Consider the following 18912-nt stretch of genomic DNA (forward strand, 5'->3'; position numbering starts at 1 on the left):
CGAAGCGTCCGTGGGACCATCCCCGCGGGTGCGGGGAGCACTCGAAGAGGGCGCGTTTGCCGGGGCGGCGTTCGGGACCATCCCCGCGGGTGCGGGGAGCACTGCTGGTGGGTGCGCAGCCACTGGCGGCGGTGGGGACCATCCCCGCGGGTGCGGGGAGCACGCGGGCTGCGGCTTCGGCGTAGGGCTCGTAGCGGGACCATCCCCGCGGGTGCGGGGAGCACACTGTCTGACCTGGTGCTTCATTGACCTTGAAGGCGGTAATCGTGGACTTTCATTGATTCCGGCGAATGGGTCATACGGGACTCGTCGCGCATCAGCCTCCCCCGAAACGCCGACGCTTGGAGGCCTTGCTCCAGCCGGGCGGTCGGGCACCGTGGGGAGTGGGGCGAGGAGTAGCAGCGTTCGGGTCGGGGCGGTGGATCAGGGTGATGCCCTCGTGGTCGGTCGGGTGCCAAGTGTGGTCGTGGGTGCGGAAGGTGTAGCCCTGCTCGTTGTTCGTAGTGTGGGCCAGTAGGGCGCGGCCCTGGCCTGCGTACGCCCGGACCTCTTCCCAGAGGATGTCGCGGATCCGGGCTGACGGGTTGCCCACGAACACGCCTGCGGAGATCTCCAGCAACCAGCGTGTGAGGAAGCCTCGTAGTCCCGCTGGGCAGTTGGTGAGGACGAGGACGGTCACCAGAGCTCATCTCCGTAGTCGTCGGGTCCGTCGTAGTTGATGCCGGAAGCGACTTGGTGGCCGCCGTCGCTCTGAAGCGTCACCACGTCTCGGTCCGCTGGGTCGGCTGCTTCCGGAAGCAGGAGTCGCTTGATGTCGTCCACACACCTGTCCAGCAGGGATGTTGCGTTGATGCGGTCGCGCAGTGCACGGCGGGTGCGAGGACCGACGTCTTCCTCGTCCTGCGCGGCCACATCGAAGGCGAGCGGGATGCCGATCTCGGTCTTGTAGAGGTCGGCGACGTCCAGGACGAAGGACAACTCGTGGCCGGAGTGGACGAAGCCGAGGGCGGGGCTGCAGCCCAGCGAGGTGACAACGGCATGGGCGATGCCGTACATACACTGAGCGGCGGCAGTGACGGCCTGGTTGACGGCGTCGCCGCTGCTGAAGTCACCGGGGACGTAGCGACGGCCGCGCCAGGCAACGCCCGTGCGGGTTGCCTGCGCCCGGTAGCACTCCTTGACCCGCCGGCCCTCGCGGCCGAGGAGTTCATGGCGGGTGAGGCCGGCGGGGTCTTCGCTCGGGAAGCGCAGCCGGTACATCTCGCGTGCTACGGCAAGCCTGCTGCGCGGGTTGGCCCATTGCCGGGCCTGGGCCTCCATGAGGGCGGAGGAGCGGCTGAGGGCTCGGCCGGACGCGTAGTAGCGCACGCCCCGTTCGCCCACCCAGCAGACGGCCGCGCCCGTCTCGCCCAGCACGCTCATGGCCTGGTGGGTGACGCGGGTTCCCGGGCCAAGGAGGAGGGTGCCGATGGTTGCCGACGGAATGTGCGTGGTGCCTTCCGCGTCCTGGGCCGTGATCGCGTTGGCATCGCGGTGAACCAGGCAGCGTTCCAGGTAGACGAAGGAGAGGCGTTCACCGGTGCGGGTGAGCTGCCTCGGGGTGAGTCCCTGGCGCCGCGAGACCGTGCTCATGCTGTCTGCCGGGTGGGCTGGGCGAGGGGGGCCAGGGTGAGGAGGCCGCAGCCGTACGCCTTCGCCCGGCCGATGCCCTGCGTCAGCGTGCGGCACATGGCCTCGGGATCGGTGATTTCGAGGCGTCCGTCGAAGGTGACGGTGACGAGCGTGACCGGCTTACCCTGGCGGCGGCCGCCGGGGGCGCGGGATTTGTCGAAGGAGAGCGAGCGTGTGTCGCCGACCGACAGTTCATACCGGTCGCCGTGGTGGGGTCGGCCATGGTGGGTGGTGCCGTGTGGCAGGAGGCGTCGGGACTGTGGCTTTTCGAGGATGCGGAATCCGGCGCGCTGTTGTCGGTCGTCGTCCAGGAGCCAGCCCATCTGGTGGGTGGGCGTGAGGTGCGCGGTGATCTTGCGGGGCTCGCTGTCCTTTCGGCGGATGGTGTGGACGGGATTCGCCGTCAGACGGAATGACCAGCGGCCACCGGCGGCCAGGCTGTCGAGGAAGGGCGTGTAGGGCTTGGTCTGCCAGCCGGGGTTCTGGGGATCGACCGTCGCTGCGGCGGGCCATCCGGCCTGTTCGACCAGGTGCGTGAGGTCCGGCTGATCCGGGCTGACGATGTAGAGCACTACCTCCGCGCGGGCCTGTTGGTCCAAACGCCACAGCACCCGTGGCGTGTCGGGGGCGGGTGCGTCGGTGGGCAGCAGGTGAGGGAACGAGGACATCACTGCCGCATGCATGGCCTGCGGGGAGGAGAGGAGACGCCGGGCACCGGCCCGTGCCGTGTTCAGGCGGAAACGGGAGAGGTACATCAGACGCTCTCATCCTCCAGAGCTCCGGGCAATGCCTCGAACGGGTCGTGGTGCCCCTGCCACTCGTCCGGTGGGCCGGGTGGCAGGGCAACGTGGGTGGTGACGACGGTGCGCAGGGCGTGGCGCCGGTGAGCGGCGGCGAAGCTGAGGGGCTGGTCACGCAGAGCGTCGGTGGCTCCACGCTCGTCGACCGCCCGCTCCCGGAGGACGGTCAGCTTGTCCGGGGCCTGGTGGAGGAGGCGTCGGCGGTACCAGTCGGATGCCTGCCACGGCACGTCCAGCAGTACGTCTTCCAGGCGGGCCCTCTCGTGCAGGCCGAGTTCGACCGGCCCGGACGGCGGGCACGAGCGGCGGCCGAGGAACGGTGGGTACACCGGGGCTCGCAGGGCCGCGTACAGCTCGGCGAGGAGGGTGTGTTCGCCCTCGACGACGGCGACGAAGACGGCGTCGGCGAGGTAGAACCGCTCTGACAGCGGCATGGACTTGCCGGTGACGCTGTGGTGTGCCGTCTGGAAGTCCCTGACACGGGTGCCGGGTTGGTCGATGCGTACGCCGAACCGGAGTGCGGCCAGGGGGGCTAGACGGGCGTCGTCGCCGCGTTCGATGCCGGCTGCGGCGGCGAGCAGGCCGATGACGCCGCTCTTGGTGGGGGCGGACTCGGTGGTGCGGCGGGTGAAGCGGGACGAGGCCCCCCAGGACTGCAGAGGGCCTGCCAGACGCAGAGCGAGGACGCTGGTGGGGGTGATCATGCGGGCTTTTCCAGACGTTCCGCCACGGCTTGGCCGACCGCGGCGACGAGGCCGGTCAGGGTGTCGGACTCGGTGCCCAGGTCGGTGAGCTTCCCGGTGCTGGGGCCGACGCGCAGCACCCAGGTGAGGGTGGTCTCCTGGTCGCCGTAGGCGCGTTCGATGTCCGGGATGTAAGCGGCGAGCCGGTCGGACGCCTCTCGCAGATGGCCGCCCCCGTTGCTGCGGACCGGATCCTCGAAGGCGGCTACGAAGCTGACCGGCCTGGTGGCGCGGAGTTTCACGATGACGGCGTCGGGGTGCGTGTGGTGGCCGAACGTGTTGATCTTTCCGGTGGGAAGGGAGGCGACGAAGCCGTGCACGAACGCCTCGACGGCCCGGCGTACCGGTTCGCTGCGTGGTTCGTCCTCGCGTAGTCCCTGGCCGAGGTTGGCGGCCAGCTGGTGCACGCCCAGGGCCGCGTAGCGGTACAGGGTGGCGGAGTTGAAGTCGACGGTGCCGATCATGCCGGCGCCGGTCTCTTCCTCGGTGTTCTCGTCGTCGACGGCGGTGTAGTAGTCGGACTCGTTCTCCACCCGGTGGACGCTGATGGCGTGGGCGACCTGCACCGCGGCGTCGACGTTGATGTCGGCGGCGTCGGCGACCATGCGGCCGAAGAGGGAGATGTCCACGGAGTGGCGCGTGTCCGCGATCTCGCGCGCGCGGTCCTTGCTCTTCTTGTCCTTCAGGAAGGCCCTGATGTCGTCCGCGCCCTCAAGGGCGAGGCGGGCCAGGCCGTCGAGCTGGCGGGAGCTGAGAAAGACCAGGTACTTGCTCTCCGGCGCGGGTGCGGGCCCACCGTCCTTGGCCTGGTCGGCCTTCCGCTTGGGAACCTCGGTCTTCAGACCGGTGGCCTTGACCGTCTCGTCGGCCAGCCGGAGCGCTTCCTCCACCCCGAGGGCCGGGTCGAGTCCCGTGATCCGCTCCGCCAGGAGTTCCACAACCTTCTTGGTGCGCACGCCAAGTTCGCTGGGGTCCAGCAGCTGTTCTTCACGGAAGTAGGTGCGGATGGCCCGCTTCCACGCCTGGCTGGAAACTCGGGCGCGCGGCACGCCCCCGTACACGGCGGTCTTCGGCGCGCCGGTGTCGTCTCGGTTGAGATTGCTGGGCGGGACGGTCTGCAGGGCGTGCACGTCCAGGAAGATGCGGGTCACGAGGCGTCCTTGTGGGTGTCCGGGGTGATGGGCGGGTTGGCGGTGTGCTCACCGGCGGGGTCGCGCTGCTGCCCGGTCTGGTGGAAGGAGCGGCCCCATTCCCGACGCACGGCGCCGGGCCCGTCCGGCCACTGCCAGGAGTAGAGCTGCCCGGCGAGCAGGCCATAGTCGAGCGGGACGTCTGCGCGGCGCAGCAGGACGACGATGTCGCGCAGCCTCTGCGCCAGGCTGACCAGGTCCGGGGCAGTGCCTGCACGCACCAGACGCTTACGGACGGGCTCGTCGATCTCGCTCGGCGGCATCAGACGCCGCACGGCTGCCCCCAGGCCGGTGGGCCGCGTGCGCGTGTGCGGGCGGTGCATGCGCGCACTGCGGGACTGCTGGTGGAGCGCGAAGAGAGTCAGGGCCGCGTACAGGGCGTCCTCTGCCCGGCTCAACTCGCCCTCGCTCAAGGGACGAAGGCCCTCGGCGCCAGCTTGGTGGAGGGGGCCGGTGTCGACCAGGCTCCACAGGTCGGGCATTTCCGCCGCGTCCCGGCCTGCGCCACGTCGCAGGCGGGCCAGCGCGGCGACATCCTTGGGACTGTCGCGGAGGTAGCCCTCCTGCCACTGGGTGATCCGCTCGGCCGCGAGTTCGGCCAAACGCGAGCGGACCGTCGGCGGGGCCTGGGCGGTGGTCATACGTGCGCCTCCCTGTCGGGGGTAACGGATGTGTCAGGCCTGGCTGGCGCGCAAGGGACGGATTCCGGCGTTGGCGACGGCCCCGGTACGCGGGCATCGCCGTCCACGCGGCCACCGCTGCCGTCTTGGCCCGCCTCGCGGTCGCCGGGGTCTCCCAGCACCTTGGCCAGGCGGGCGCGGAACCAGGTGTCGGCGAGGCCCGCGCATAGCCACTGGGTGCCCTTCTTGCCCGTGACGGTCCTCCCCTGCCAGGCAGCATCGCCCGCCGCCTCGATCAGCCGGTCACCGAGCCGGCCGACCAGGCGGCGCGCTTCGCCCTTCCAGCCGCTCCTTTGCTCGAACGGGTCACCGGTCTCGGCCAGCACGGACAGCCAAGCCCGGTAGGGCTCTTCCAGCGCCTCGAACCCGGCTGTGCGTGCCGCCGCGCGGGGCCCTTCCTCATCGCCTCCAGCAGCGCGTGCCAAGTCGGCAGCCAGATCTCCCAGGGCCCGCACCGCCAGGTCGGCGTCCTCCGCGGCGCCGATGGCCTGCCGGGCATACGTGCGGTCCTGCTGGTGCAGCACCACCACCGGCATCGCCAGGTGATCGTCGACAACCTCGTCGACCACCGACTGCTGCGTCCCGTACGCGGCGCCGATCACACGGGCCCGGATCAGGAAATGACGCGGCAGATGCCCGTCGGTGACCAGCCGGGCGATCCATTCGAGGACGGCCGGACGTAGGTATTGGGCCGCTTCTGCTCCCTGCGCGGCCTCGACCCGGTCGGCGACGAGCGAGGCGATACCGCGCCAGGCCGCGCGGGAGGGGTCGTGTTCCCGGGGCAGGTAGACCGGTGACTGCCGTAGCTTCTTCTCCTGCGCCAGGCTTCGCCGCCATGGCGTCATCGGCTCCCGGCGGTGCATGTTCCGGGACGCGAGCGGGTCTCCGTAGCCGAGGACGACACCGTGAACGCCCGCCTCGTCGTGGTGCAGGCGCACGCGTCGTGACTGCCAGGTGTAGAGGTCGCGCGGGCCGGTCGCCGCCCGCTCCAAGCCGCCCGGGCCGCAAGGCTCGCGCCGCCACGCCGGCCGGTCGTCGGCAGTGATCTCAAACTCTGCGGTGTCCTCCGCCACGAGGTTGAGCAGCAGCGTCTCACGCAGCGAGTCACCCTCGGCGAAGATACCGCCGAGCCCTCCGGCCCAACCGGTGCCGAGCGGGTAGACCTTGCCCCCCTTGACCCGGTCATCGCCGACCGCGCCGGACTTGATACCTGAGGTGTCGTAGGCGTGCGCGTGGACCACCCAGCGGGCAGCCTCGGCGAAGGTCAGCCGGTCCACGGCCGGCATCCGGGCGGTGAAGAACGGCTCGCCGTTGGGCACATCGGCCACGATCCGGTTGAGAGGGAAGACCTCATCCTTCGCCGTGCGCAGCCCGGCCGTCTGGAAGAACGGAACCTCGGGATGAAGGAGATCGAAGCGGGCGCGATGGAGGTCCAGATACGGCTGGACGGGCGCGAAGCAGGCAGCCTCGCTCCACAGGTCCGCCCAGTCCTCGATGTCGCAGGGGCCGTCAAGGGCGTCGTGGACGATCGCCAGCAGGAGACGTAACAGGGCGAATTCCTGGGTGGCCAGATCCCCGACGATGCGGCGCACGCTGTGCGCCTGCTCGAAGACCTGCCGCAGCGACAACTCGTCCTGCGAGCCGTCCACTCTGAGCACCTCGATCCACGGCTTGTCCGTGAGATCGAACGACGAGAGCGTGCTGCTGCCCGTCCCGGATAATTCAGACACGGTCACGGGTCACCTCCAGACCATCAAGGCGGCTGTAGCGGAGTGAGAAGCCTGCCAGCTGGGTCTGACAATCCTCATCGAGGGCGAGAATCAGCTGGCCGGCCAGCCACGGACTGTCCTTGCCCTGCCAGGCCGGCACGTACAGGTGCTCAAGTTCGGCGATGGCCTGCTCCAAGGTCTCGGCGTAGGAGAACTGCAGAGGCAGCCGCAGTCCGCAACTCGCCGCCGTACGACCCGCGAACGGCGTTGGCGGCGTGTCCTGAGGCAGCACCAGGCCGCCACGCTGCCTGCCCTTCCGGTCCGGCTCGAGCCACGGCAGGGTGACCAGATTCCCGTCATCACGCCGCTGAACAACGACGACCTCCAGACTCTCCCGGCTGTCCCGGACCTGCGCCCGCCCCGTCCTGCTGTCGTCAGCGTCTCCCACACCCGCCGCAACCCATCCGAACAGCGGCCTTCCCGACCGCCCGACGTCACCGAGGCGGAACACGGAGGCACGCACGGTCTGATCGGCCCGGTGCTCGTCCAACCGCACTCGGGCCTCCCCCAGCGCACCGGCCCAGCTCTCCGGACCTACCGGCCCCCGCCCGTACGCACCCTGCACCAGCACGCTGATGTCCAACGGCAGCCGCACCGGACGCTCCGGCCCGCCTTCCAGGTGCGGCAGCAGCACAGCGGCAGACCGCAGCAGCGCGTACCGCCCGTACACGGCGACCGAACCCCGTACCGGCTCGGTCACGTGGTCCGCCCGGTCACCCCATGAGGCTCCGGTGAGCAGGCACCGAGCCGTTCGCAGCCCCTTGGGCCGCTCGCTCTGTCCCTCCCCGCGCCGGTGACGGTGCAGTCGTCCCATGCGCTGCAAGAGCAGGTCCACCGGGCACAGATCGCTCACCAGCAGATCGAAGTCCACGTCCAGGGACTGCTCGGCCACCTGGCTGGCCACCACGATGTGCCGCCCCGTGGGCCGCCCGTCGGCCTTCTCCGGCGGCCCGAAGCGCCCCAGCAGATCACGGTCCTTGGCCGCCCGGTCGACATCGACGAAACACGAGTGGGCGACGGTGACGACGTCGTCACCGAACCTGTCCCGAAGCACGCGGGCGGTCTCCAGCACGCGGCGGACCGTGTTGCGCACCACCAGAACACACCCGCCACCGACGAGTTCGCTCTCCAACCGGTCGGCAAGCACGTCCAGGTCGTCGCTGAGCCGCTCCACCGCGACGTCCGTGGCCCGGCCGGACGCCCGAGGACGGCGCACCACCGGGGGGCCTCCCGGCGCGATCGCAGTCAGCAGCGGATACTCGCCGGCTTCCAAGCCCTCCTCTACGGTCGGCTCCGGGGCGCTTCCGGCGTAAGCCTGCAGAAGTTCATTGCGACGTGTGGCGGGAAGCGTCGCCGACAACATGACCACGGGAACCCCGTATGCCCCAAGCCACGACAGCACCCGGTCGAGGTACACACTCATGTAGGTGTCGTAGGCGTGCGCCTCGTCGATGACGACGACCTTGCCCGCGATGGCGAGGTGACGAAGCGCCAGGTGCCTGCTCTTCAGTCCCATGAACAGCAGCTGATCCACCGTACCGGCCACGAACGAGGCCAGCATGGCCCGCTTACGCCCACGCAGCCAGGCATGCGCCACCAGTTCCGCACTCACGCGGCGCCCAACCGCCTGCTGCCGCGACGAGTCCACCGACGCGTCCACATCGACTGCCGCGACCTGGCCTGCGCCGGCCATCAACCCGGCGAAGTCGTCGTTGAGAGCCGCCTTGGAATGAGCCAAGTGCACCGAGCTACGTGCCCCCACCACCCCGGGCAGCCCCTTCAGCCAGTCGAGCAGGCGGGGGAACATGGCGTTGCCGGTGGCCATGGTGGGCAAGGCGAAGAACACCCCGCCCGCACCTGACCGCGCGGCGAAGATCTCAGCCACGGCGAGTGCAGCCTCCGTCTTCCCCTCCCCCATCGGCGCCTCAACGATCATCAGGCCCGGAGTCTCCATCTCCCGGGCCAGTTTCACGGCCTCCTCCTGAACGGGGCGCACCGTGGCTCCCGCAGGCAGCCCGAACCGGGAGGCGAACAACTCCTGCACGCTCGCAGCGGACTCTTCCGCGCGCCAGGGAGCCGGCAGGTCCAATCCCCGCCAGGCCGCAGCAACACGCTTCTCATCACTGCAGGCCGCCCCGTCGGGGAAATACGGGAACAGATCTGGGTTGCTGGCGATCCAGTCGGACACGATGACCATCGCGGTGAGCAGCACCTGCACCGGCTGCGGCAGCCGAACCGTCCCCCACTCCCCGAGCCGATCCGCCACGCCGAAGTGGTCGGCGCAGACATCGAGCAACTCGGTCTGCATCCGCCGCCAGACATCGCCGCTCGGGCCGGGAGTGCGCAGCAACTCCTCATGCTGGAACAGCGCCTTGATCTGACCGTGCTCGGGCGGCACACCATGATGCCCGCCCACCGCAACCGTGAACTGCCCGGTCCGAGCGGGCGACCATCCGTACCGCTCCTCCAGCCACTCCCCCAACAGCACCTGCCCGGCAAGACCATGCGGCGCGATCCGCCGATCCGGGCCCATGGCCTTGGCCGAGCGCATCTCCAGGCCGTGGCCTCGCATCGCGTCGGCGAGGCCCTCAACCTGGCAGGCGAACGCGGGAGTCGCCTTGCCGATGTCATGCACACCGGCGAGCCACACGGCAAGAGCACGCGCGTCCGCCGCACCCCCTGGAAGCACCTCGGCTATCAGCCTTCGCACCCCGCGAGGCAACCACTCATCCCACAACAACCCGGCCGTTGCCGCGCTGTCCTCCATGTGCCGCCACAAAGGCAGCCAGCCGTCGGTATCTCGATCGTGCTTAGCCCACACGGCTCGGGCCGACTGCCCAAGCCGACCCAGCAGACCGGAACAGGCGCTCCCCCCACTGTCCATGAAGGATTGATACAGGTAGCCGGCGACTCAGCAAACCAAAATCGGTGAAACAGGATGGTACGCGTGGAAACTGCGCACCAGCGGCGTAGGGTGATCGGTTCAGCGTTGGCTTGCCAGGATGCCCCGAGGAGCAAGGTTGCACTTTATGTTCCATTGGCCGGAATCTTTGCAACTCTACGAAACGACGGCTCCCCAGCGGTAACGCCCCAGGTCATCCACTCTGCTCCCCGCACCCGCGGGGATGGTCCCTGGGTGGGACCCGCGGCGCAGGCGATCAGGTACTGCTCCCCGCACCCGCGGGGATGGTCCTCCGGTCGACTTCGCCATGGCCTAGTTCCCTTCCTGCTCCCCGCACCCGCGGGGATGGTCCCGACCACGAGATCGGCCAGTACGAGACGGCCGTCTGCTCCCCGCACCCGCGGGGATGGTCCCGACCTCACCGGCAACGGCTGGTCGACGGCCACCTGCTCCCCGCACCCGCGGGGATGGTCCCTGGGTGGGACCCGCGGCGCAGGCGATCAGGTACTGCTCCCCGCACCCGCGGGGATGGTCCTCCGGTCGACTTCGCCATGGCCTAGTTCCCTTCCTGCTCCCCGCACCCGCGGGGATGGTCCCGGAAGCCGGACGAGCTCCGGTTCGTGCTCGCCCTGCTCCCCGCACCCGCGGGGATGGTCCCGACGCCAACCGGTCTGCCTACGACACCGAGCTCTGCTCCCCGCACCCGCGGGGATGGTCCCTCAAGGGTGGTGCCTAGCCCGTCGAGGATCGGCTGCTCCCCGCACCCGCGGGGATGGTCCCGCGCCGGCTGCTCCACCGGTCGCCGTGAGCGACTGCTCCCCGCACCCGCGGGGATGGTCCCATGCGGACGGTGGTCTCCATCGTCTCGGCGATCTGCTCCCCGCACCCGCGGGGATGGTCCCTCGCTGCTTTCCCGCATGCGGAGTTCGGCGAACTGCTCCCCGCACCCGCGGGGATGGTCCCGAGACGCCCGACGAGTACCAGGACGGCCAGATCTGCTCCCCGCACCCGCGGGGATGGTCCCGGCTGCACCATCACTCGCGAGCCCACCCCCGGCTGCTCCCCGCACCCGCGGGGATGGTCCCCCCGCCATCCGCAACCTCCCCGACGAACAGCGCTGCTCCCCGCACCCGCGGGGATCGTCCCTCCGGATTCACGTAGTGGTCGGGGTCTGCGAGTTGCTCCCCGCACCCGCGGGGATGGTCCCGGCGTGCACGGTGCGGGAGACGACTCCCTTCCCTGCTCCCCGCACCCGCGGGGATGGTCCCAGGCCGAAGTGCCCCTTGTTGTACGTGTTGTACTGCTCCCCGCATCCGCGGGGATGGTCCCGACGTAGTCTTGCGGGGGCGCTGGAGTCGGCCTGCTCCCCGCACCCGCAGGGATGGTCCCGCCCTGATCACCACGGTGTCCACGCTCCCCGCCTGCTCCCCGCACCCGCGGGGATGGATGGTCCCCATGGCGCGCACTCGCTCGATGGCGGCCTCGGCTGCTCCCCGCCCCTTCGGGGGTGGTCCGACGGTCGTCATCAGAGCGCCTTCCGGGTCTTGCTGCTCCCCGCACCCGCGGGGATGACCCCGAGAACGGCGCTCGGACCATGCCGTCATGGTCCTGCTCACTACGCGTGCGGCGATGTTCCCGAACACGCCGGGCGCGCAGCCTCGTTACGTCTACTGCTCCCCGTAGCTCGGGGACCTTCGGGGAGCTCGTGTGGAAACTCCGGCCACCGGTCCCCAACTGAGCAGAAACCAGTGCTTAGTTGTGCAGAGCGATCGGCCAGGGCGTCTCTTGCGGCCAAATGCAAAGAACTTGAAACATCACAACACGCACGGCGTAAGAACGGAGAAACAATGTGCGTATGACAAGTAGCGGACGTTGCAGTGGGCTTGGAGAGCGGAGTCCGGAGCATCGGGATCTGCCCAGCATCCCTGTCTCCGGCTGGAGGTGCTCGGTTGTGAGCACGTGTTCGCCACCACCTGGCGCCTCGTTCCTTGCCCTCAGTCAGATGTTGTTTCTAGCCACGTTCCCAGGTCTCGCTTCTTTGCTCTACCTGCAGGGTGCTCCCACCACAAAGATCATGGCTGTATTGGGCGGGAGTACATCCCTTGGATTGACAGCTCTTCTACTCCTGTCGGGAAAGACACGAGGCATGCGCTTGGCGCTCGTACGCAAAGGGAACGATGCGAGCTGACCAGTCTGACGGTACCTTCGTCGATTGCCTTGTACGGCCCTTGGCAACGTCCGAGTTTCCCCACTCCTTTGGGGATGGCCCCACGCAGGGCGTTAGTTGCACGTGCTCCCCGCACCCCGCGGGGATGGCCCTTGGTCGTCCGTTCCGCTCCGCGGGTCTCGGGGGCCTAGCACCCCGCGGGAAGGGTCCCTGGCCCATCCCGGCGTGGGCCGGACCCTGCCATGCTACCCGCGTCCTCGGGGATGATCCCAGGTGGCGGATCATCTCGATGTCGAACGCCGGGTGCTCCCAGCGCCGCAGGGATGGCCCCCTGCCGGCGGTGGAGGAACCGCTAGCCGCGTCGTGCTCCCCGCACCCGGGGGGATAGTCCTGGCGCCATGCCGGGGGCTTTGGTGGAAGTGCCGGGCTCCCCGCACCCGCAGGGATGGTGCCCCCGAGCAGCGCTGCGGGTGCTGCGGTACCGGAACACGATGCGGCCGCGCGTCAGGTCGTACGGCGGGAGCTCCACCAGCACCCGGTCCTCCAGCATGATCTTGATGTAGTTCTTGCGGATCTTCCCGCTGATGTGCGCGAGCACCTGGTGGCCGTTCTCGAGCTCCACGGTGAACAACATGGCGCTGCGCAAGCACTCGACGACCTTGCCCTCGACTTCGATGACGTTCTTGTTCCTCGTCATCGCACCAGCTCCAGGTTGCTGCCCATCGGCCGGGCGCCGACGCCCTCGAACAGCGCCGTGGCCGCCTGATTGGCCTCCTGGTCTTCCGCCCAGGCCGCGGTGGCCCCGGAGTGTTGCAGCGTGCCCAGCGCGTGGGCCAGCAGCGCCCGTGCGATGCCGCGGCGCTGCTCGTCGGCCCGCACCGCGACCAGCCCGATGCGCGGTCGTTTCATCCTCACCACCCGGATCAACCGCAGGTAGCGGTCCGGGGCCGCGGCCACCGCGTACTTCGACGGGTCGACGATGGTGTCGCCGTCAGGGCGGGGAACCATCTCCGCGGGCATCCACTGCCACCCCGACGTCGCCTCGACTTCGTCGCGGATCGCGCGGTCCACCGCCCGCAGCAGGGTCTCGTCCGCCTGACCGGCGGGCACGATCGTCACGCCGGGAGGTGGCAGGACCTCGTCGAGACCCGTGACCCTCGGGTCGGTCGGGACGGCGTACTCCCACTCGCGGCGCCGGATCGTGAAACCGGCCCGCCTCCAGCCGGCCGTCAGCTCGACGTCGGCTTCGTCGACCAGCGTGTACAGCGGAGCCGGCAGATCCGCCGCCATCGCCTCGGCCAGTAGGTCGAAGGCCGCGTCGTGCCAAGCGTCGATACTGACGAACAACCGTCCACCGGGCCGGTGTTGGGCATACCCACGGCCGACCACCAGGTTGTCGTCCAGTGCGTGCCATTGCCTGTCGGCGACGCGCGTGATCACCGCCTTTTCCACCGGGCCGCCCGGCCCGCCGGGGCGCGGGGCCGGGGCTGTCGGTGAGGGCCCCGGCCCCGCGATGGCGGGCTCACACGCGGTCGGCCGCGATCAGGACGTACTGGAAGGAGCCGTCCCGGTAGGACTCGATGAACGCCTCCTCGATCCCGGTGACCAGTGAGGACGTGGCCCGAAGCTCCCAGTAGGGCAGCGTGTCCGGGGTGAGGTCGACGATGGTCTGCGGCACGAGCCGGTTGTCGGCCATGGCGCGCAGATACTCACGGCGGGAGTGGATGTTGCACTCGAAGTGGGCGTTGATCTGGGAGACCCACTTCGAGGGCTGGCCGTAGCGGGGGTTCCAGCAGCCGGTGATCGTCACGTACCGGCCGCCCACCCTCAGGAAGCGGGAGTGCTCGGCGAACAGGTCGTGGAGGTCGACGTACATGCTCGACTCGTTGTTCCACGAAGCGGCGACGCTGCCCTTCTGGAAGGGCGTGTCGAGCATGTTGCACACGCGGGAGCGGACGTGGTCCTCGATGCGCAGTTCTCGTGCGCGCCGGTTGCCGAAGTCGGCCTGGGTGGCGGACAACGTGACGCCCTCGACCTTGCAGCCGAAGCGGCGGTGGGCCATGACCATGGACCCGCCGCGGCCGCAGCCGGCGTCGACGAGGGTGTCGTCGGGCCCGATGGCGCCGAGGTGGTCCAGGAGGGTCTCCGCCTGTGCCGACTCAAGGCGGTGCAGCTCCGCGATGAGCTTCTTCTCGTACTCGGCGTGTGCCGGGTCGCCGAGCGCGGCGTGGTCCACGGCACCGATGCCGTAGTGGTGGTGGTAGAGCCCGTCCACGTCACCGAGGCGCAGGTTCACCGGTCGCGCCTCGTTGTTCCAGTAGCGGGCGATGTCCCCCTGGTACGGCGTCGCCGGGGCCGGGATCTTGGCGGTGACGGGGGCGGTCGTTTCAGTGGTCACAGAAATATCCGTTCTCTACCAGAAGTCGGGCAGGCTGTAGCGGAAGGTGTTGGTTCGGTGCCAGTCGTGGTTGCCGTCGACCCAGGCGGCCACGCCTCTGAGGAAGCGCAGCACGGGGGGCAGGGGGCAGGCCGCGGCGAGATCGGCTGCGGCTGCCTCGAAGGCGTGCATGAGTTCGTTGTGGACCTCGACGGCCTTCAAGTAGGCGTCGCGTTCGGAGAGTTGCTCGCGTTCCGCGATCACCACCGGCAGGTTCAGGTGGCGGCCCGGGCTGTTGAGTTCCTTGGTGTACGAGTAGAGGTCGTTGACGATGGTGGTGGCGTTGCCGGCGAGGGCGATGACCCGCTGCATGTCCGGCTGGGCGTGCAGGTCCGCGGGCAGCTCGTAGCCGCCGACGGTGTCGGTGATCGTGGGGCAGGGGCGGAAGTTGTTGAACTGGCGCATCGCCAGGTACTCCCACACCTCCGGGACGTGATCGGTCTCCGCCCAGGCGGCCTCGGCGAGGTAGCCCATGTGCAGCCGGGCCATGTCGTGCCGGTAGCGGTCGGCCTGGGAGGGCGTGGCCGCGCGGACGAAGTAGTCCATGGCGCTGCGGTAGGCACGGCGCGGGGCGTCCGACGTGAGCGACTCCTGCCATGCCGGCGCGTACTCCGCGGTGGTGTGGAGGTGGTCGAGCGCGGTGTGCGCCAGGAGGATGCGCCCGCCGAGACCGACGGGCGACCCGCCGTGGTCCTCGCAGTAGCAGTCGTCCAGCGCGTTCTCAGCGACCATCAGCCGGGTGGCCAGCATCAGGTGGTCGACCGTCGGGGCGTCGGGGTGGCAACCGACCATGTAGCGGCCGACGGAGAAGCCGTCGAACTGCCCCTCCCACTCCTCCGGGTAGAGCTGGACCTCGTCCTCCGCCCAGCGCTTGATGCGGTTGCTCACCTCTTCGACGCGTACGGGGTCGGGCTCCGGGACGGGGTGGTGGTAGAGGCCGGGGACGGCTCGCCCCTCGGCGGGCGGGGCGGGGGCCGGGGGCACCTGGTCCGGGGCCGGGGGCACCTGGTCCGGGACCGGGGGCACCTGGTCCGGGACCGGGGGTTCGTGCCTGCGGGCCAGGGAGAGCGACGACGTGCCCAGTCCGGTCGGTCCGCGCAGGATCCGCTGGAGAGCGGAGTCGCCCGCGGTCGCGGCGGGCGTGTCCGGTACGCCGGCGGCGGCAGCTGTCGCGACAGGCGTGTCCTGTACGGCGGAGACGGCCGCGGGGGGCGGTGGCGGGCTGGGGATCGGGACCGGCGGATGCAGTGCGGCGAGAAACCGCAGGGCCGTCGGCGGGACCGGAACGTGGTGCACCACCGGCACGGCCGCGTCCGGCACGGCTGCGGGCGGCGTCGGTCGCTGCTCAGGGGGTGATGTTCCGAGGGGCCCGGAGTCGGGCATCGGCGGCTCCTTGCTGCGGTGGGGTGGGCGCTCCGTTGCGCGGGGAGGTGACCGGAGGCAGACCTGTCGCGCGCATCAGGGCTTCAGTGGGGCCTGGGGGCGATCTGGACGTTCTCCATCACGCCGAGGGCGTCGGGCAGGAGCACCGCGGCGGAGTAGTAGGTGGTGACGAGGTAGGAGATGATCGCCTGTTCGTTGATGCCCATGTACCGCACGGACAGGCCCGGTTCGTACTCGTCCTGCAGTCCGGTCTTGCGCAGGCCGATGACGCCCTGGTTCTTCTCGCCGGTGCGCATCGCGATGATGGAGCTGGTCTGCTCCTTGCTGATCGGAATCTTGTTGCAGGGCAGGATGGGGACCCCGCGCCAGGCGGGGACGGACTGTCCGCCGAGGTCGACGTGGTCGGGGTAGAGACCGCACGCGTTGAAGCCACGTCCGATGGCGGCGATGGTCCTGGGGTGGGCGAGGAACATTTTGGTGCCGCGCCGGCGGCAGAGCAGATTGTCCATGTCGTCCGGGGTGGGCGGGCCGGAGTGGGGCTGGATGCGCTGCTTGAAGTCGGCGTTGTGCAGCAGCCCGAACTCGCGGTTGTTGATCAGCTCGTGTTCCTGCCGCTCACGCAAGGCCTCGACGGTGAGCCTGAGTTGCTCCTCCGTCTGGTTCATCGGACCGTTGTAGAGGTCCGCGACCCTGGAGTGGATCCTCAGAACGGTCTGGGCCACGGAGAGTTCGTACTCGCGCGGCTCCAGTTCGTAGTCGACGAAGGTGCCCGGCAGGTCCGCCTCACCGACATGGCCTGCCGACATGGCGATCTCGGCCTCGCCGTGCTTGTTCTGCCGGTGGCGCGCGCGGGAGCGGTAGGTGTCGACGTGGGCCTGCAGGCTGGGTGCCGTGGCCTGGACGGCGGCGAAGTCGGCGCGGCTGAGGGTGAGGAGGGTGCCGGAGGTCTCGGCGGTGACCGTGCTGTCGTGGCGGGCGTCGGCGTCGAGCAGGGCGTTCTCACTGAAGTGGTCGCCGTCCGCGAGCACCCCGAGGGCGATCTCGCCGCCGTACTTGCCCTCGGAGGTCTGGCTGAGCCGGCCGTGGGCGATCAGGTGGATCCGGTCCGCTGGGCTGCCGCGCTCGGCGAGGACGTCGCCGGCCGCGAAGTCGGCTTGCGTGCAGCGGTCGGCGAGGGCGGTGAGGACGTCCGTGTCCTCGAATCCGCGCAGCAGGGCCAGTTCGCCGAGCTCCCGGGGGATCACGCGGACCGTGGCGCCCTCCTGGACGAACTCGATGCGCCCGTCGCCGACGGTATGTCGCAGCCGCCGGTTGACCCGGTAGGCGCCGCCTTCGGCCTCGACCCAGGGCAGCATCCGCAGCAGCCAGCGGGAGGTGATCTCCTGCATCTGCGGGACGGACTTGGTGGTGGTGGCGAGGTTGCGGGCGGCGGCGGTGCTCAGGGACTGCTGCGGCGCGGCCCGGGTGGTCTCGGCTTCCGGGATGCTGTCGACGGTCATCGGAGGTGGTTCTCCTTGCACAACGGGGCGCCCGACGCACACGGGTGCGCCGACCGGGAGACAGGGAGGGGTGGGCAACGGTTCGGGAGGAACCACGCGGATCCGCCCACCCGCAGAAGCTATCCACTGGGTGGGCCGTATCCATCGGGGAGACGAGATGCTTACCTCGAAGCAGTGACAATTTGTTGAATGCGGTTTATCGGTGCATGAGGTGAGATCGCCGCCTGCTCGCTCATGAGGCGCTTGAGTCTCCGGCGACTGGAAGGAGCACGGGGTCGCCCCCGAGGAACGGAGGCGGCCGACATGCTGGCCGAGCTGTTCGGCGACGCCGACCGGGCCGCGGTACTGAGCAGTCTGGAGGCCGGGATCGAGGCCGGGGCGGAGCGCTGTCGCACGCTCGTCGCCCGCGTGCGCGGGCAGGATGCGTCGCCCGATGCGACCGAGGAGCTGGCGTGGCTGAAAGGTGCCCTGCGCACAGCGGAGCCGGCCTGATCGGCCGTGGCGCGCGGCGGACTCGGGGTCAGCTCGCGGCGCGCCACCATGCGGGAGACACGCTGAGGCTCCAGACCTCGCCCGCCCGCTCTTCGGAGTGTCCCTCCGCGCGGACGAAGACCCTCACGCCCGACTCGGGCACCTGGTAGCGGCGCATGTCTTCCGACATGCCGTCCTCGTCCGGCTCGGGTTCGAGCGAGCAGCCGAGCCCGGCGATCGCGGCGGCCAGGTCGTCGAAGCGCGTCGACGGCGCGAACACGCCGTACGCTCCGCGCAGGGCCGCCGGTACGGACGACGACCCGGTGTCCCACCGCAAGCGGTGCACCTGCACACTCACCCCGAAGCAGGACCAGGCTCCGCCCTCCTCCTGGAAGGACAGTTCCACCAGCCCGTAGTCCCGGCGCAGCAGGCTTCCGTCCTCGGCGTCGAGGAAGTCGGTGCCGAGCTCGGCCTCCCATGCGGCCGGCTGCGTGCCGATGCCCACGCCCAACACGTCGCCTCGGGTGGCGACGCGGGCGTAGAAGTCCAGGTCGGACATCTGCGCCCTCCCTCTTGTTTCGCTCAGCACCTTGGCGTCGCCGTCCGGACATTACCGATCGGTAGCTTATCGCCTGGTGTGCCCCGTGCGCAGCGGGAACGCCCCGTCCCGTCGGGCTGCGTACCATGCTCCGTATGCAGGTGCCCAGTACATCGACGCGTGGCGAGATCGTCATCCGCAGGGCGGTCGCCCGGGACGCCAAGCGGCTCACGCGGCTTGTGCGCGGCTCGCGTGCCTACGAGGGGCAGTACGCGGCGATGGTCGCGGGTTACCGCGTCGGGCCCGACTACGTCGAGACGCATCGGGTGTTCGTGGCCGTCGACGCCGATGACGCCGCGGGCCGGGTGCTCGGTTTCTACTCGCTGGTCCTCGTGCCGCCGGAGCTGGACCTGCTCTTCGTGGCGGACGGGATGCAGGGGCGTGGCATCGGGCAGCTGCTCGTCGAGCACATGAAGTCCGAGGCGCGCGCGGCGGGCCTGGACCGTGTCCGGGTGGTGTCGCATCCTCCGGCCGAGGGCTTCTACCGCAGCGTGGGCGCGCTGCCCACGGGGACCGTCTCCGCGAATCCGCCCGCAGTGGCCTGGGACCGGCCCGAGCTGGAGTTCTTGATCCAGTAGTCGCCGGCCAAGGCGCGGCGACAT

At 69.9% G+C, this 18912-nt stretch carries 15 protein-coding genes, 1 pseudogene and 2 CRISPR repeat arrays (1 of these 18 running past the window's edge); of the genes and pseudogenes, 2 read left to right on the forward strand and 14 right to left on the reverse strand.

All coding sequences use genetic code 11. The features are described 5' to 3' along the window. A CRISPR array of direct repeats spans nt 1–224; the repeat unit is 29 nt; unit sequence GGGACCATCCCCGCGGGTGCGGGGAGCAC (it extends 1337 nt beyond the left edge of the window). Between the two features lie 92 nt (nt 225–316). From cas2e to IGS69_RS00855, 13 genes and pseudogenes are all read right to left on the reverse strand, one after another. Next, a complete protein-coding gene (gene cas2e / locus IGS69_RS00795; protein WP_190895964.1) occupies nt 317–679 on the reverse strand; it encodes a type I-E CRISPR-associated endoribonuclease Cas2e in 363 nt (120 codons plus the stop codon). Further along, nucleotides 676–1632: a type I-E CRISPR-associated endonuclease Cas1e gene (cas1e, locus tag IGS69_RS00800; protein ID WP_190895966.1), complete on the reverse strand. Its 957-nt coding sequence runs from the start codon at nt 1630–1632 to the stop codon at nt 676–678. The genes cas2e and cas1e overlap by 4 nt, the downstream gene beginning before the upstream one ends. Continuing rightward, a complete protein-coding gene (gene cas6e / locus IGS69_RS00805; RefSeq protein ID WP_190895968.1) occupies nt 1629–2426 on the reverse strand; it encodes a type I-E CRISPR-associated protein Cas6/Cse3/CasE in 798 nt (265 codons plus the stop codon). Before cas6e ends, cas1e begins: the two co-directional genes overlap by 4 nt. Next, nucleotides 2426–3175 (reverse strand): type I-E CRISPR-associated protein Cas5/CasD, encoded by a 750-nt coding sequence (gene cas5e / locus IGS69_RS00810; protein WP_190895970.1) that lies wholly within the window; start codon nt 3173–3175, stop codon nt 2426–2428. Before cas5e ends, cas6e begins: the two co-directional genes overlap by 1 nt. Beyond that, entirely contained in the window at nt 3172–4365 is a 1194-nt protein-coding gene (gene cas7e, locus IGS69_RS00815) for a type I-E CRISPR-associated protein Cas7/Cse4/CasC (RefSeq protein ID WP_190895972.1), read from the reverse strand. Before cas7e ends, cas5e begins: the two co-directional genes overlap by 4 nt. Next, complete coding sequence (casB, locus tag IGS69_RS00820; RefSeq protein WP_190895974.1) at nt 4362–5045, reverse strand: type I-E CRISPR-associated protein Cse2/CasB; 684 nt, start codon at nt 5043–5045, stop codon at nt 4362–4364. Before casB ends, cas7e begins: the two co-directional genes overlap by 4 nt. Next, entirely contained in the window at nt 5042–6820 is a 1779-nt protein-coding gene (gene casA, locus IGS69_RS00825; RefSeq protein ID WP_232543391.1) for a type I-E CRISPR-associated protein Cse1/CasA, read from the reverse strand. Before casA ends, casB begins: the two co-directional genes overlap by 4 nt. Further along, the gene (gene cas3, locus IGS69_RS00830) at nt 6807–9620 is read right to left on the reverse strand and encodes a CRISPR-associated helicase Cas3' (RefSeq protein ID WP_232543392.1); all 2814 of its coding nucleotides are present in this window, start codon (nt 9618–9620) and stop codon (nt 6807–6809) included. Before cas3 ends, casA begins: the two co-directional genes overlap by 14 nt. 337 nt (nt 9621–9957) lie before the next feature. Beyond that, nucleotides 9958–11331: a CRISPR direct-repeat array (repeat unit 29 nt; unit sequence CTGCTCCCCGCACCCGCGGGGATGGTCCC). Nucleotides 11332–12397: 1066 nt separating this feature from the next. Continuing rightward, nucleotides 12398–12619, reverse strand: a pseudogene (gene infA, locus IGS69_RS00835) (translation initiation factor IF-1); the annotation flags it as partial. Continuing rightward, nucleotides 12616–13362: a GNAT family N-acetyltransferase gene (locus IGS69_RS00840; protein ID WP_232543393.1), complete on the reverse strand. Its 747-nt coding sequence runs from the start codon at nt 13360–13362 to the stop codon at nt 12616–12618. The pseudogene infA and the gene IGS69_RS00840, both read right to left, overlap by 4 nt. A gap of 82 nt (nt 13363–13444) precedes the next feature. Further along, entirely contained in the window at nt 13445–14320 is an 876-nt protein-coding gene (locus IGS69_RS00845) for a geranyl diphosphate 2-C-methyltransferase (RefSeq protein WP_190895980.1), read from the reverse strand. Between the two features lie 15 nt (nt 14321–14335). Beyond that, nucleotides 14336–15742: a family 2 encapsulin nanocompartment cargo protein terpene cyclase gene (locus IGS69_RS00850; protein WP_190895982.1), complete on the reverse strand. Its 1407-nt coding sequence runs from the start codon at nt 15740–15742 to the stop codon at nt 14336–14338. 83 nt (nt 15743–15825) lie between these two features. Further along, a complete protein-coding gene (locus IGS69_RS00855; protein WP_190895983.1) occupies nt 15826–17241 on the reverse strand; it encodes a family 2B encapsulin nanocompartment shell protein in 1416 nt (471 codons plus the stop codon). Between the two features lie 303 nt (nt 17242–17544). Here IGS69_RS00855 and IGS69_RS00860 point away from each other — a divergent pair, with 303 nt between their 5' ends. Continuing rightward, nucleotides 17545–17733, forward strand: coding sequence for a hypothetical protein (locus tag IGS69_RS00860; RefSeq protein WP_232543394.1), 189 nt, complete (start codon nt 17545–17547; stop codon nt 17731–17733). A gap of 28 nt (nt 17734–17761) precedes the next feature. Here IGS69_RS00860 and IGS69_RS00865 read toward each other — a convergent pair whose 3' ends face one another. Then, the gene (locus IGS69_RS00865) at nt 17762–18271 is read right to left on the reverse strand and encodes a hypothetical protein (RefSeq protein ID WP_190895985.1); all 510 of its coding nucleotides are present in this window, start codon (nt 18269–18271) and stop codon (nt 17762–17764) included. A gap of 134 nt (nt 18272–18405) precedes the next feature. Here IGS69_RS00865 and IGS69_RS00870 point away from each other — a divergent pair, with 134 nt between their 5' ends. After that, complete coding sequence (locus IGS69_RS00870) at nt 18406–18888, forward strand: GNAT family N-acetyltransferase (protein WP_190895987.1); 483 nt, start codon at nt 18406–18408, stop codon at nt 18886–18888. Nucleotides 18889–18912: the final 24 nt, after the last annotated feature.

The organism is Streptomyces tuirus, from assembly GCF_014701095.1.
Lineage (GTDB): Bacteria > Actinomycetota > Actinomycetes > Streptomycetales > Streptomycetaceae > Streptomyces > Streptomyces tuirus.

Bases quoted from the DNA above. Each gene is read 5' to 3' on its own strand.
- cas1e (WP_190895966.1), bottom strand. From the start codon at position 1,632: ATGAGCACGGTCTCGCGGCGCCAGGGACTCACCCCGAGGCAGCTCACC.
- cas6e (WP_190895968.1), bottom strand. From the start codon at position 2,426: ATGTACCTCTCCCGTTTCCGCCTGAACACGGCACGGGCCGGTGCCCGG.
- cas5e (WP_190895970.1), bottom strand. From the start codon at position 3,175: ATGATCACCCCCACCAGCGTCCTCGCTCTGCGTCTGGCAGGCCCTCTG.
- casB (WP_190895974.1), bottom strand. From the start codon at position 5,045: ATGACCACCGCCCAGGCCCCGCCGACGGTCCGCTCGCGTTTGGCCGAA.
- cas3 (WP_232543392.1), bottom strand. From the start codon at position 9,620: ATGGAGGACAGCGCGGCAACGGCCGGGTTGTTGTGGGATGAGTGGTTG.
- IGS69_RS00850 (WP_190895982.1), bottom strand. From the start codon at position 15,742: ATGCCCGACTCCGGGCCCCTCGGAACATCACCCCCTGAGCAGCGACCG.
- IGS69_RS00855 (WP_190895983.1), bottom strand. From the start codon at position 17,241: ATGACCGTCGACAGCATCCCGGAAGCCGAGACCACCCGGGCCGCGCCG.
- IGS69_RS00860 (WP_232543394.1), top strand. From the start codon at position 17,545: ATGCTGGCCGAGCTGTTCGGCGACGCCGACCGGGCCGCGGTACTGAGC.
- IGS69_RS00865 (WP_190895985.1), bottom strand. From the start codon at position 18,271: ATGTCCGACCTGGACTTCTACGCCCGCGTCGCCACCCGAGGCGACGTG.
- IGS69_RS00870 (WP_190895987.1), top strand. From the start codon at position 18,406: ATGCAGGTGCCCAGTACATCGACGCGTGGCGAGATCGTCATCCGCAGG.